Source organism: Sinorhizobium sp. 6-70 (assembly GCF_030124375.1).
In the GTDB taxonomy this organism is placed as follows: Bacteria; Pseudomonadota; Alphaproteobacteria; order Rhizobiales; family Rhizobiaceae; genus Sinorhizobium.
In genome coordinates this window covers 515,840-529,119 of record NZ_JASKLS010000002.1, presented here as the reverse complement: position 1 = coordinate 529,119, position 13,280 = coordinate 515,840, and the positions used below count along the sequence as shown (strand labels likewise).

General features: G+C 60.7%; 9 protein-coding genes and 3 pseudogenes. 3 read left to right on the top strand and 9 right to left on the bottom strand.

Annotated elements, in window-relative coordinates; translation table 11 throughout:
* Positions 1 to 22: 22 nt before the first annotated feature.
* The 5 genes and pseudogenes from QN222_RS30375 to QN222_RS06195 form a co-directional block, all read right to left on the bottom strand.
* Positions 23 to 100, bottom strand: a pseudogene (locus QN222_RS30375) (AsnC family transcriptional regulator); the annotation flags it as partial.
* Positions 101 to 148: 48 nt separating this feature from the next.
* Entirely contained in the window at positions 149 to 871 is a 723-nt protein-coding gene (locus QN222_RS06210) for a haloacid dehalogenase type II (protein ID WP_283963741.1), read from the bottom strand.
* Between the two features lie 341 nt (positions 872 to 1,212).
* Positions 1,213 to 1,923, bottom strand: coding sequence for a metallophosphoesterase (locus tag QN222_RS06205; protein ID WP_283963740.1), 711 nt, complete (start codon positions 1,921 to 1,923; stop codon positions 1,213 to 1,215).
* Positions 1,920 to 2,741, bottom strand: coding sequence for a hypothetical protein (locus QN222_RS06200; protein ID WP_283963739.1), 822 nt, complete (start codon positions 2,739 to 2,741; stop codon positions 1,920 to 1,922). The genes QN222_RS06205 and QN222_RS06200 overlap by 4 nt, the downstream gene beginning before the upstream one ends.
* 148 nt (positions 2,742 to 2,889) lie before the next feature.
* Entirely contained in the window at positions 2,890 to 4,875 is a 1,986-nt protein-coding gene (locus tag QN222_RS06195) for a protein-L-isoaspartate(D-aspartate) O-methyltransferase (protein ID WP_283963738.1), read from the bottom strand.
* A gap of 375 nt (positions 4,876 to 5,250) precedes the next feature.
* On the opposite strand from QN222_RS06195, the pseudogene QN222_RS06190 reads away from it, so the two are divergent.
* A pseudogene (locus QN222_RS06190) lies at positions 5,251 to 7,363 on the top strand (catalase).
* Between the two features lie 78 nt (positions 7,364 to 7,441).
* Positions 7,442 to 7,717 carry a hypothetical protein gene (locus QN222_RS06185; protein WP_283963737.1) on the top strand — a complete coding sequence of 92 codons (276 nt, stop codon included), beginning with the start codon at positions 7,442 to 7,444 and terminating at the stop codon, positions 7,715 to 7,717.
* A gap of 243 nt (positions 7,718 to 7,960) precedes the next feature.
* Here QN222_RS06185 and paoC read toward each other — a convergent pair whose 3' ends face one another.
* From paoC to paoA, 3 genes are read right to left on the bottom strand one after another with little or no spacing between them, the layout of a single operon-like run.
* Positions 7,961 to 10,162 carry an aldehyde oxidoreductase molybdenum-binding subunit PaoC gene (gene paoC / locus QN222_RS06180; RefSeq protein ID WP_284005308.1) on the bottom strand — a complete coding sequence of 734 codons (2,202 nt, stop codon included), beginning with the start codon at positions 10,160 to 10,162 and terminating at the stop codon, positions 7,961 to 7,963.
* A gap of 4 nt (positions 10,163 to 10,166) precedes the next feature.
* Positions 10,167 to 11,117 (bottom strand): xanthine dehydrogenase family protein subunit M, encoded by a 951-nt coding sequence (locus QN222_RS06175; protein WP_283963734.1) that lies wholly within the window; start codon positions 11,115 to 11,117, stop codon positions 10,167 to 10,169.
* Positions 11,114 to 11,749, bottom strand: coding sequence for an aldehyde dehydrogenase iron-sulfur subunit PaoA (gene paoA, locus QN222_RS06170; protein ID WP_283963733.1), 636 nt, complete (start codon positions 11,747 to 11,749; stop codon positions 11,114 to 11,116). Before paoA ends, QN222_RS06175 begins: the two co-directional genes overlap by 4 nt.
* A gap of 160 nt (positions 11,750 to 11,909) precedes the next feature.
* On the opposite strand from paoA, the pseudogene QN222_RS06165 reads away from it, so the two are divergent.
* A pseudogene (locus QN222_RS06165) lies at positions 11,910 to 12,235 on the top strand (type II toxin-antitoxin system ParD family antitoxin).
* A gap of 101 nt (positions 12,236 to 12,336) precedes the next feature.
* On the opposite strand, the gene folD reads toward QN222_RS06165, so the two are convergent.
* Positions 12,337 to 13,257, bottom strand: a complete 921-nt coding sequence (gene folD / locus QN222_RS06160; protein WP_283963732.1) for a bifunctional methylenetetrahydrofolate dehydrogenase/methenyltetrahydrofolate cyclohydrolase FolD — start codon at positions 13,255 to 13,257, stop codon at positions 12,337 to 12,339.
* Between the last annotated feature and the right edge of the window lie 23 nt (positions 13,258 to 13,280).

Below are 13,280 nucleotides of genomic sequence, written 5' to 3'. Positions count from 1 at the left end.
GTCGAGCCGGCGCACCTTGGCGAAGGCCTGCTGCCTCGCCAAGGTCGGCATTCGAAACGCGGCCGTTTTGCTGCAGCTGCGAAAGAATGTTGATATCGATCCTGTCAAGCTTCGGTAATCCCGCCGTTTCCCTGCGCCTTTCCTCGAGTTAGCCGCGCAATGCTTCCTGGTGTGCCTTCGCGAGGTCGGCCATGCTGTCGAAGCGGAAGTCGTATTTCGGCATATCGCCCGGATGCATCGTTGCGCCGAAACCCTCCTGGTCGTAGCGGCGATAGATCCAGCACGATGCAAGGCCGTGACGATTGGCCGGACCATGGTCGTGGAACATGCTTTCCGCAGTGTGCAGGATCTCGTGCTTCTGGATGCCCAGGCTCTCGAGCTTCTTCAGCATGTACTCGAAATTGCGGTCGGAGGGCTTGTAGGAGCCGCAATCTTCGGCCGTGTAGATGGCGTCGAATTCGACCTGGAGCTTCTCGTTGCTGGCGGCGAAGCTCTCGTTGTCGACATTCGACAGGATGACGAGCTTGTAGTGGCGCTTCAGGTACTGGAGAGCACCGGCGGAATCGGGGAATGCCGGCCAGTTTTTCACGGATTGGCCATAAGCGACGCATTCCTTCCAGGAAACAGCGATGCCCCATTCCTCAGCGAGCCGCTTGTAGACGATCGGAAGCAGATCGCGATAGTTCTTGCCTGGCGTCTGAAGCTGCTGCGACGATTCATGCCGGGCATGTGCCTCGAGCACCTGGTTGCGCGACAGCGGCGTGGCAAGCCGGCCGGTCAGCGGCTGGAGGCCCTCGAACATGCCCGATTCCCAGTCGATGAGCGTACCGTAGCAGTCGAAGGTGAGCGCTTTGAAATCAGTCAGTTTCATTGGCGTGGTCCTTGTTGTGGAGGGACGGCGGTTCCTTAACTCCAGTAGAAGGATACAAAGGCGGGTATTGCCCGTGTCTTCCGAGCATTGCGATCTTGCCATCAAACTAAGCCGTCAACTCATTAATTGTGAGAGGCCGATGCAGGAGCCGGCAGCCATTGCGGAAGGACCCCGTGACCCTCGTAGCGCGCCAAGTTGTGATTCAGAGTCGGCATGAGTCGATATGATCTGACCGACTTCCAATGGCGTGTGATTGAGCCGCTGCTGCCCAACAAGCCCCGAGGCGTGCGGAAGCGATCTTGTGAGCCTGATGTGTGCCACACGTGCCCGTCGTCGCGCGGTCAAAGCTCGAGAATGGCGTAGGGTCGGCCCGTCGGCTTTTCGATGTGGGCCGCGACATTGAACACCGGAGCGCCGCCCGGCGTTTGCCCTTCATAGGTCCCTTGGTGCGCATGGCCATGAACGACCGCACTCACCTTGAAGCGGTCGATGGTCTCGGCCAGGCGGGATGAACCGAGAAACGGATATATTTCCTTGGGTTCGCCCGCAACGGTTTCGGCGATCGGGGCATAATGCAGAACGACAAGGGCGCGCTTTGCCCTGGTGTTCCTCAAGGCATTCTCCAGGCGCATGGCCTCTTCGACGCTCTCCGAGACCATGGATTTGATGGCAGTCTCGCCGAAGGAGCCCAGCATGTGCCGGCCGAAGCCGCCGATGAAGCCCTTGGTTCCGGCAAATCCCACGCCCGCGATCTCGACCGCCTGGCCATTTAGGAGGTGGACGCCGGCCTTAACGAGAATGGACGAGATTTCCTCCGTCGCATCGCCCTGGTGGTCGTGGTTTCCAAGAACGGCAACGACGGGAACCGCGCAGGACTTCAGGTCGTCCGCCAGGAGTTCGGCTTCAACCGGCTTGCCCAGGTCCGTCAAATCGCCGGCAATGACGAGCACGTCAGCGGCTTGCGAAATCTCGGAAAACAGTTCCGTATAGGAGGCGGATCCGTCCTCCTTCACGTGGAGGTCCGCGACCGCGGCGACTTTCAGCTTGCTCATGGGGTCTGCTCCTCTGTGCCTTCGCGCATCTCGCCATCGCCGCCGACATCGGCAAATCCCCATTTTCTGACGTCGATCTCGTAGTCGGGACGCGAATATATGCGCCCGCGGCAGATCTTCGTCTGGGGCAGCGGCAAGTCCCTTTGCGCCGAAAGCCTGCTCAGGAGCTCGTCCAACAACCACTGCGGAACCTTGTCGCGCTCGGAAGGGTAGATCCATCGGAAATTGAGGAGGTGGATGAGCAGGACTTCCCAGTGAACCTCCATGTATTCAAGCAATCTTGCCCAATCGATCCGGTCGTGCGCCTTCAGGATCACGTGCGCAATGTCGGCACCGTCGTAGCGTTCGCGAAGCTGGATGAAGGACTTCGACCAGACCAATTCGGTCGGCGCGGCGATCGAGACCGGGCACCCGCTGATTTCCACCGGCAGCGCATGCGCAAACCAGCCGTCGTTGACCAGCATCGTCCCGTTTGGCGAGGCGAAGATAACGTCGAAGAAAAATCTGCCCTTGAACACTTTGCCCAGCCAGCGGTCGTCTTCGATTTCGACCGCATATCCGCGGGACTTAAAGTGCTTGAGGATACGTGCGGAATCGCCCGCCTTGCAAAAGACATCGAGATCCTTCGTCGGCCGCGATATGCCGGTATAGGCGCTGACGGCAAACGTGCCGGCGATCAGGAAGGGAATTTTCGAGCGAACCAGCTCCGCAAGTGCTTCGGCGACGAACGCCTCGGCTTCCTCGTCGACGAGCTGCGGCATGGCGAGAGGTCCGGCCGCTCGACTGGAATTCTTTTGTGGCGATATGACTGACGCCATGCTCTTCTCCAAACCGACAGAATCTCCTACGAAAACACGGTAGACTTGGGGAAGTTCCGGAAACTCGTTGGAAGCAGGTGAAGAGGCCGCCTCGCCCGGTCGAGGCATAGCCGCGCAAAAGGATCACGTCAAAGATCCGCTGCTCGCCTCAGAGCCCGAAGGGGAATGTCTCCGGGACGCCTGGGCTTACATGCTCCGGCATCAGAGGGGTTACCGGTGTCGTCTGGTCGAACCAGACAAACGCATCGAACTGATGCGGCAACGACGCGTGGGCATAGTGGCTCATGCGTTCGGTCTCTGGTTTGTAGATGACACCGATGAATCGTTCGAGCTTCGGCTCGTCGAGGCGCTGGCGCAAAGCGTCGTCGCGCGAGAAATCGAGCAGGAAGCGATCGACATGCGAGTCATGAAAGACTCGTTCGTAGCTGCCAGGCAGGGAAGGCCGGATCTCCTTCATCTCGATCTGCCCATCCCAGTCGCTTGCCGCCGCCACCTTGCCGCCGTGCGTTCCGAAACCGATCAATGCAGCCTGTTCCCCGAAACGTTCACGGCAAAGCTGTCCGATGTTCAACTCCTCACGAGCTGCTCCCATCTCCGTATGGCGCGCGTCGCCGATATGGGAATTGTGCGCCCACACAACCGCCTTCGAACCGGAACCGCGCGACCCCAGGAGGTGTTCGAGCGTCTCGAACATGTGCTTGTCGCGCAAGTTCCACGATCCGGCACCGGCGTAGTACATGGTTCGGTAGTATCGTTCGGCCGACGCAATCAGCCGGGCATTCTGCGCCGCGTCGAAAAGCTGCTCCCCGTCACTGTCGGTTGCTTGGAGGCGCCGCTCGAGCAGCTCCCGGCATTGACGCACCACGGCCTCCTCGCATTTGTTGTAGCTCGCGGTCAGCACAGCTCGACCGTAGGTAGACGGATCGTTTTGCCATGGGGTTAGACATCCGTAGCGTTCCCTCGCGACGGCCGCCGCGGCCGGATCGGTCTTGTCGAGATAGTCCAGAACGGCGGCAATGGATTCGCGCATGTTGTAGATGTCGAGTCCGTAGAACCCGGCCTGGTCCTGAGCCGCGGGGCCGTCGTTGTGTCTGCGCATCCAGTCGACGAAGGCCATGACCTCGCGGTTTCGCCACATCCACGTCGGAAAGCGCTGGAAGGGAGCGTCCATGCCACGCCTGTGGGGGCGGTGCCGAACATACCGATCAACAGCTGCCGCGTCCGGCCAGTCGGCCTCCACCGCAACGATCGTAAAACCGTGCTCCTCGATCAGCCTGCGGGTGATGACGGCGCGCGCGCGATAGAATTCCGAGGTCCCATGACTGGATTCGCCGAGCAGCACCACGCGACGCTCGCCGAAACGATCGAAGAGCCGCCCGAAGGCTGGATCGTCAAGATCAGGCAACGGCTCGGCGACGTCGGCCACCATTTCCGGGAGCGTCCGCGAAGGCGGACGAGGGGTCGAGCGGGCAGGTTGTAACCTTTCGTCTTTGCGGGCGTGCTCGCCGATCAGCGGGACGAAGCGGACGCCGCCAAGGTCATGCTCCTCGAAGGTCGTGGCGTTGACTCGCGTCACCTTGAGCAAACGCTGCTCGCGCTCCGATCCGATCGGTATGACCATGTGACCGCCAAGATCGAGCTGCTCCTTCAGCGCTTGAGGCACGCTAGGGCTACCTGCCGCAACGAGAATGGCATCGAAGGGGCCCGCTTCCGGCCAACCCTTCGTTCCATCGCCGATGCGAACATCGATATTGCCGTAGCCGAGTTTGGTAAATCGCCGCTTGGCCTCGTTTGCGAGAGGCGCATGACGTTCGACGGTGTAGACGTGTCCGGCGATCCTGCTCAAAACGGCAGCTGCGTAACCGGAGCCGGTTCCGACTTCGAGCACCGTATCGCCGGCCTCGATCTCGGCCTGCGCGACCATCAGCGCGACGATGTAGGGCTGCGAGATTGTCTGTCCTTCGCCGATCGCGAGCGGAGCGTCTTCATAGGCGAACTCCTCGAATCCCGGATCGACAAACGTCTCGCGAGGAACAATCCGCATGGCTTCGACGACACGGGAATCATCGATCCCACGGCGGATGATATGAAGATCCACCATCCGGTCGCGAGCACGGGATAGATCAAGTGTCATGAGAGATCCCCTTAACGGTGCGGCGGGTGCCCGCCGAATGTGTCCGACGGCGTGTGGCGGTTTTCGCGGTTCAGTCGGGAACCAGTGAAGAGCGCGAATGTTCCGCGCATCATCATCTCGAGACGGTGCGTTCCTCTCCCAAGTGGGCCATGCGTGATGGAGGCCGAGAGAATCCATTCGCAGGTACCCTGCGGCACTGTTCTTCGCGCCGATTTCCCGCGACATCCGTATGTAAACGGGCAAACACCTGGCCGCTTTTGCGTAGCCTGGAAGCCAGAGCAGCAGTTTTTACCCCTCCGCGCTCTTTCTGGGGAACCAAGCATCCACGCATCGGTTTGTCGTTCGTTCCCATGTCCGATCGACGGAGAAATTCCCATGGCCAAGAGAAATGCGCACCCGGCAAATTCCAGGTCGGCCATAATTCACGAACAGAAGCTGACGCGCGGCAACGGAGGGGAGCTTCATCAGATTGCCGAAGACGGCACTCCCGTTCTGACGACTGCGCAAGGGGGCCCGGTTACGGACGACCAAAACAGCCTGCGCGTGGGCGAGCGCGGCCCGACGCTCATCGAGGATTTTCATTTCCGCGAAAAAATCTTCCATTTCGACCACGAGCGCATTCCCGAGCGCGTCGTGCATGCGCGCGGTTATGGCGCACATGGCTACTTTGAGACTTATGAACCGCTTTCCGCTATAACGCGCGCGGATGTCTTCCAGCGCGCCGGAGAGCGAACGCCTGCCTTCGTGCGATTTTCGACGGTCGCCGGCAGCAAGGGATCTGTCGATCTCGCGCGCGACGTTCGGGGGTTCGCGGTCAAGATCTATACCAAGGAGGGAAACTGGGACATCGTCGGCAACAATATTCCGGTCTTCTTCATCCAGGACGCGATCAAGTTCCCTGACGTCATCCATTCCGTAAAGCCGGAACCGGACAGAGGCTTTCCGCAGGCGCAGTCGGCGCATGACAATTTTTGGGACTTTATCAGTCTCACCCCGGAAAGCATGCACATGATCATGTGGGTCATGTCGGACCGTGCGATCCCACGATCGTTCCGATTCATGGAGGGGTTTGGCGTCCACACCTTCCGTTTCGTCAACGCCAAGGACGAATCGACCTTCGTCAAGTTTCACTGGAAGCCGAAGCTCGGCCTCCAATCGGTTGCTTGGAACGAAGCGGTGAAGATCAATGGAGCCGACCCCGATTTTCATCGGCGCGATCTTTGGGAGGCGATACAGGCCGGCAATTTCCCCGAATGGGAACTGCAGGTCCAGCTTTTCGATCAGGATTTTGCCGACGCCTTCGACTTCGACGTCCTGGACCCCACCAAGATCATTCCGGAAGAGATTTTGCCGCCGAAGGCGGTGGGACGATTGGTCCTGGACCGGATGCCGGACAATTTCTTCGCCGAGACCGAGCAGGTCGCCTTCATGACCCAGAATGTGCCGCCTGGTATCGATTTCAGCAATGATCCTTTGTTGCAGGGGCGAAACTTCTCCTACCTCGACACGCAGCTCAAGCGGCTTGGCAGTCCCAACTTCACGCACATTCCGATCAATGCGCCGAAATGTCCCTTCCACCACTTCCAGCAGGACGGGCACATGGCGATGCGCAACCCGGTGGGGCGCGTGAACTATCAGCCGAACTCCTGGGGCGAGGGACCGCGCGAGTCACCGGAGGATGGATTCCGGCACTACGCTTCCGACGAAAAGGGCGCCAAGGCCCGTCTTCGCGCCGAGAGCTTTGCCGATCACTACAGCCAGGCCCGCCTGTTCTTCGTCAGCCAGACGCCGCCCGAGCAACGCCACATCACAGACGCGCTCACCTTCGAATTGAGCAAGGTCCAGACCCCCGCAATACGCGAACGCATGGTGTCGCATCTCCTCAATATCGACGAAACCCTCGGGAAAAAAGTTGCGCACGCGTTGGGCCTCAAGTCGGTTCCGAAACCGGCGGATGCCGCCGTTCCGACACGCCAGGATCTCGCCCCCTCGCCAGCGCTGAGCATTGTCGAGCGCGGGCCAAAACGCTTCGAAGGTCGCAAGCTGGGGGTACTGGTAACCGACGGGACCGATGCATCGACCTTGAAAGCCGTGACGACAGCGGTCACGAAAGAAGGGGCCGTGTTCGAGCTCGTCGCCCCGAGGGTCGGCGGCAGCGTCGGATGGCAAATGGGTACAGGCGCATCAAATGATCGAGGGAGGGCCGTCGGTCCTTTACGATGCGGTTGCTCTCCTGCCGTCGCCTGAAGTGGTCTCGGAACTGGTCGATGTTGCAGCGGCGCGGGATTTCGTTGCCGACGCCTTCGCCCATTGCAAGTACATCGGATACGTCGAGGCGGCCGTGCCCCTTCTGGCGAAAGCCGGCATCACCGACGCGCTCGACGAGGGGACGATCAGCCTCGGAGATGCCAGGAGTGTCGAAGCCTTTATCAAAAGTCTCGGCAGCTTGCGTGTTTGGGCGAGAGAGCCTTCGGTCAAGCTGAAGTAGGGACGCGCCTGAAGCGAGAGCAAAGGCCATGATCTCTGCCGTGACTGCTCTCGAATACCAACAGCAATGGAGAGAGTGATGGAGGACTCACAAGCGATTTCCCGGCCTCGGCAGACTTCCGATTATCCGGGGCGCCAGACAGACTGCATTGCAGCGCTGAGGCCAGCCGTATCCGATCTGACCGCAACCTCTCAGGACAGTATTGTTGCGGCAATCGGCGGAAAGATGAACGACGGGTTGCTCGCGCTTGCCCACAGAGCGGAAGAGGCGGGCTGGACCTTCGATGAGGCATCGGCGGCGATCGAAACTCTTGCTCGGGAATATGAGGGTGCCAAGGGCACGCTCTTCGACTGAGCTCGAGCCGATCTCACCGTCGTTTTGCTGCAGGCTGCTGGCACGCGCCGCTTCATCTTGCCGTCTTACCATCCACGAACATTCGAGTGGCGCAAAAGACGACTGCGGCCGTCGACCACTTTTAGTCCTTTAGATCATTTCATTGTTTCATTGAAACACTGAAATGATCTAACTCGTTGAAACTACGCAATTCCGGACGGAAAACCGCTGCACACTTTTCCTGGAATTGCTCTAGCGCAGGCGCTAGCTGAGTTCCGGAAGTCCTTTGATAAGCTTGTCGAGCGTGATCGGATAGTCGCGCACGCGGATGCCGGTTGCGTTATAGATGGCATTGGCGGCAGCCGCCGCGACGCCGCATAGACCAAGCTCGGCGATGCCCTTGGCCTTCATCGGCGACGATATCGGATCGGTTTCGTCCAGGAAGGCGACTTCCTGATGCGGAACGTCGGCATGCACCGGCACCTCGTAGGCGGCGAGGTCGTGGTTGACGAAGAAGCCGCGTTCCTTGTCCACGACGAGCTCCTCGGACAGCGCGGCACCGACCCCCATCGTCATCGCGCCGATCACCTGACTGCGTGCGGTGATCGGATTGAGGATGCGGCCCGCGGCGCACACAGCCAGCATCCGCCGTATTCGTGTCTCGCCCGTCGCCACATCGACGCCGACCTCGACGAAATGCGCGCCGAAGGTGGACTGTTGATGGGTCTCGGCGAGCTTGCCGAACTCGATGCGGTCCTCGGCCACGAGCACCTCATCGCTTGCAGCCTGCGCGAGCGACATGCTGCGCTCGCCGGCCCGCACTTCGCCACGGGCGAAGACGAGACCCTCGGCATTGTTGAAGCCGAGCCTCTGCGCCACAGCCTCACGCAGCTTGATGCAGGCGGCGTAAACGCCTGCCGTGGAGCAGTTTCCTCCGAACTGCCCGCCCGAGCCCGATGAAACGGGGAAGCGCGAGTCGCCCAGCCTGACGGCGACCTTGTCGATCGGTACGCCGAGCATTTCCGCAGCAGTCTGGGCAATGATCGTGTAACTGCCCGTGCCGATGTCCGTCATATCGGTTTCCACCGTGACGATGCCCTCGCGATCGAGGCGGACGCGGGCTCCAGAGGGCACCAGTAGATTGTTGCGGAACGCCGAGGCGACTCCCATGCCGACCAGCCAATTGCCTTCGCGCCTGCCTCCAGGTTGCTTGCTTCGGTCTTGCCACCCGAAGCGCTCCGCGCCTGTTCGGAGGCACGCGACGAGATTGCGGTGCGAGAAGGGCCTCTCGGGGTTTTCGGGGTCGACCTGTGTGTCGTTGACGATCCGGAACTCAACGGGGTCATGCCCGAGCCGCTCGGCCATCTCGTCGATCGCGATCTCCAGCGCCATCATGCCCGGCGCTTCGCCGGGAGCACGCATGGCGTTTCCTTCCGGAAGGTCGAGCGTGGCTAGCCGCATGGCGGTCATCCGGTTTTCACCGGCATAAAGCAGACGCGTCTGCTGGACCGCCACTTCGGGCCCACCGCCCGGAAGGTCCCCGGACCAGCTTTCATGCGCGATCGCGGTGATCCTGCCGTCACGCTCGGCGCCGATGCGGATCCTCTGGATCGTCGCCGGGCGATGCGTGGTGTTGTTCATCAGAAACGGACGAGGGAGGGCGACTTTCACCGGGCGCTTGGCTTCGCGCGCGGCAAGCGCCGCGAGCACCGCGTCTGCGCGCAGGAACAGCTTGGCTCCGAAGCCTCCGCCAACAAACGGCGACATGACATGGACCTTCGCTTTGTCGATCCCGAGGGTCGTTGCGAGGTCTGTCCGCCACCAGTCGATCATCTGGCTCGACGTCCAGACCGTCAGTTCTTCGCCGTTCCAGGCGGCGATGGAGGCATGCGGCTCCATCATTGCATGCGACTGGTCCGGGGTGGTGTAGACTTGATCGAGCTTGACGGGCGCTGTCTCGAAGGCGGCATCGAAGTCGCCTGCCGCGGAATCCGACCCGCCTTCCTCCGGTTTGACGGCAGTGTCCTTCGCCGCCGCCAGGTCGAAGGCGCCCTTTTCCTCGATATAGTCAACCTTGACGAGCGCGGCGGCCGCGCGGGCCTCTTCGAATGTTTCCGCCACCACGACCGCAATCGCCTGATGATAATGCTGGATTTCCCTGCCGCCGAAGAGCTTGGCGGTATTGTACTTGCCCTTCTTCAATTCTCCCACGCCGTCGGACGTGACGACCGCAATCACGCCGGGCGCGCGTCTTGCGGCGGTAACATCGATTGACTTGATCCTGCCCTTGGCGATCGCCGAGCCGACGACATAGCCGTAGGCATAGCGGTTATTCGGATCGTGCCATTCGTAGGCATAGACCGCCCGGCCGGTGGTCTTGAGCGGACCGTCGACGCGATGGATCGGCTGGCCGACGACCTTGAGTTGGTCAATCGGATTCGTCGTTGCTGGTTTGTCAAATCTCATTTCCTCATCCCCTCGCTTCGGCAAGAACCGCACTCAGCGTGCGTTCGACGAGTGTGAGCTTGAAAGCGTTCTGTTCCGTCGGGCGGGCATTCGCGAGAAGCTTGGCGGCTGCCGCCTTTGCTCCGTTCGCAAGCTCGTTGTCGACCGCCTCCTCACGCCACGGCTTGGGAGCGATGCCGCCTATCGCAACGCGGCCCGTTCCATCCGGCTGCACGACGGCACCGATGGAGACGAGCGCAAAGGCGTAGGACGCGCGGTCGCGAACTTTGCGATAGATCTGCTTGCCACCAAGCGGCTTAGGCAGGACGACCGCCGTGATCAGCTCGCTCCGCTCGAGGACATGCTCGATATGCGGCGTGTCGCCGGGCAAGCGATGGAGCTCCGCAATCGGAATGCTGCGCCTCGTACCATCGGCTCGAACCGTCTCGACCGCGGCGTCGAGCACGCGCATCGCGACCGCCATGTCGCTCGGGTGGCTGGCGATGCAGGCATCGCTGACCCCAACCACCGCAAGCTGGCGGCTGAAGCCGGCGAGCGCCGCGCAGCCGCTGCCGGGCTGCCTTTTGTTGCAGGGCTGGTTGGTGTCGTAAAAATAGGGACAGCGCGTGCGCTGAAGCAGATTGCCGGCGGTCGTCGCCCTGTTTCGCAATTGTGCTGACGCTCCGGCAAGGAGAGCTCGCGACAACAGGGCGTAATCGCGGCGGATCCGTTCGTCGGCGGCAAGGTCGGTATTGCGGACGAGGGCGCCGATCCTGAGGCCACCTTCCGGCGTCGGTTCGACCCTGTCCAGCCCCAACCCGTTGACGTCGATCAGATGGGTCGGGGTCTCGATCTCGAGCTTCATCAGATCGAGGAGATTCGTGCCGCCGGCGATGAATTTCGCGCCCTCTGTGCCGACCGCGGCCTTCGCCGCCTCCTCGATCGACGAGGCGCGCTGGTAACTGAACGCTCTCATGCCTTCCTCCCCGCGACTTCGGTGATCGCTTCGACGATGTTCGAGTAGGCGCCGCAACGACAGATATTGCCGCTCATGCGCTCACGGATTTCGGCGGGCGTGATTTCGGACGGCGCCGTCAAATCGGCGGTCACATGGCTCGGAATGTTAGCCTTGATCTCATCGAGCATGGCGACGGAGGAGCAGATTTGACCAGGGGTACAAAAGCCGCACTGGAATCCATCGTGCTTGACGAATGCAGCCTGCATCGGGTGAAGGTTGTCCGGCTGTCCCAATCCTTCGATCGTGGTGATCTCGTCTCCATCATGCATCACGGCGAGCGTCAGGCAGGCGTTTACCCGGCGGCCGTCGACGAGGACCGTGCAGGCTCCGCACTGGCCGTGGTCGCATCCCTTCTTCGTGCCCGTCAGATGCAGATGCTCGCGGAGTGCGTCGAGAAGCGTCGTGCGATTGTCGAGCTCGAGCTCGCGGCGCTCGCCGTTTACCGTGAAGGAAACTTTCGTGCCCGCAGGCGCTGCGGAGGTATTGGTCTTGGCGTGAGCGAGCGATCCTGCGCCCGCCACGGTGACGGTGGCGGCCGAAGCGACCAGCAGGTCGCGCCGCGAGATGTCGAGTGCGCCAGGAGTTTGCATGTCCAGCTCCCTGTTTTGATGACGGTCCAGAGCGACGCGACTATCGATAAGCCACAGAGGGCGGAACGATCGAACCGACGGAATGATCCGGGTGGGTGCGTTCACGAATGAGTTAGGACGGTACGGCCTATGTGATTGCCTGCCCGATTAGCGAAGATTCATTTCTCTGCCGGACCATCTTAAGAGCTTCGTCGATGAGCAAGTCGCCGGAAGGGGCTATGGGACGAGCAGCGAGTATATCCGGGAATTGATACGTCGAGATCAGGACTGTCTCGCGTTACATCGGCTAGATCAGTTCATTGTTTCATTGAAACACTGAACTGATCTAACTCTCTGAAACTGCGCAATTCCGGACGGAAAACGTTACACACTTTTCCTGGAATTGCTCTATTGCTTGACGGAGCTTCGTCCGCACCGACCGATCCGGTCGACGCGGAATATTTCACCAGTCTGCGCGATCGAGTTGGTGGTCGACAGAGCAAGTGAAGAACAAAGCGATTGCTCCCAGGGAACTGGCCTGTAGTGATGTCGAAGCGGCCGTCGACTATTATGCGCGCGAGGCGAGGCTGTTTTCCGGACGCCAGTCCTCAAGCGAATATCAGTGTCGTAAGCTTCTCGGAGACCTTGGAGCCCATCGCTCTGTGAGCGGCGATCACGCTGTTGGCCATCAACATGGAGATGGTCATCGGTCCTACGCCACCCGGAACGGGCGTAATGACGGACGCGATCGGTGCGCATTCCGCGAACGCGACGTCTCCGACCAACTTCGTCTTCTTCTCGCCGTTCTCCGGTGCGGGAACCCGGTTGATCCCGACATCGATGATTGTCGCTCCCGGCTTCACCCAGTTCGCCTTGACCATTTCGGGCCTGCCAACCGCCGCGACCAAGATATCGGCATTCCGGCAGGCCGCGGGTAGATCACTCGTGCGCGAATGGGCGATCGTCACGGTCGCATTGGCATTCAGCAGCAATTGCGCCATCGGCTTGCCGAAGAGATTGGAACGACCAATGACCAGCGCATTCAGGCCGGAGAGGTCACTGCCATGCGTGTTCCGCACGAATACCATCGCGCCTGCGGGCGTGCAGGACATCAACCCGCTCTTCAGGTCGCCGGTTGCCAGCTTTCCGGCATTGGCAACATGCAGGCCGTCAACGTCCTTTTCAGGCAGGATCGACTGAATGATGGCTTCTGCATCGAGATGTTGCGGCAAAGGCAGTTGCACGAGAATTCCATGGATGCTGTCATCGCCGTTCAGTTCATCCACCAATGCCGCAAGCTCATGCTGCGTCGTCTCTTGCGGTAGCGTGTACTGGAGCGAAAAGAAACCGCACTCCTTGGCCATGCGGCCTTTTGCGCCCACATAGGCATGACTTGCGGGATCGTCGCCAACGATAATGACCGCAAGCCCGGTTTTCTTGCCGGTCTGCGCCTGTAGCTCGGCATTTGCATCTTTTATCGCGTCGATGATGGTAGCGGCAACGGCTTTACCGTCGATGATCGTCGTCATGTTCGCTCTTGGACAGGATGTTT